Source organism: Pauljensenia sp. UMB3104, from assembly GCF_030217285.1.
Lineage (GTDB): Bacteria > Actinomycetota > Actinomycetes > Actinomycetales > Actinomycetaceae > Pauljensenia.
This window is the reverse complement of sequence record NZ_JASONN010000087.1, coordinates 1-389: the sequence shown is the minus strand read 5'-3', so window position 1 is coordinate 389 and position 389 is coordinate 1. Positions and strand designations below refer to the sequence as shown.

Below are 389 nucleotides of genomic sequence, written 5' to 3'. Positions count from 1 at the left end.
GGGTTACACTCGATGCCGATAGAACGCTTGTTGACGGAGTAGTCGCCGGCGTGCCAGGCTGTATCGGCGGCGTTTACGATCCACGCTACTCGGCCTGCTTCTGCTACGCAGTGGGCGGAGGTGCCAACCGCCGGGTTGCACAGGGTGCGTATTGCCCCCTCAAACCCGGGATTACGATCCGGACTATTCCACCAGTGAATAACAATCACATTCACTTGCGTGCCGCCCCTGCCAGGCGTGTAATTCGGTGAGTCATAGCAGGTTATATCTTGATATGCCATATGGGCTCCTCACATTCTTTTGGTTTTGGGTATAAAAAAGCCCCAACACCCTGTAGGGTGCGGGGGATGAATGAGTGGTTTTGATTAGTTTTTGTGCTCCCACATAGT

Annotated in this window: 1 protein-coding gene; it reads right to left on the bottom strand. The window is 53.7% G+C overall.

Annotated elements, in window-relative coordinates; genetic code table 11:
- Positions 1 to 281 (bottom strand): N-acetylmuramoyl-L-alanine amidase (locus QP415_RS10875; RefSeq protein WP_285100069.1); only part of this gene is annotated, 281 nt, incomplete at its 3' end.
- Positions 282 to 389: the final 108 nt, after the last annotated feature.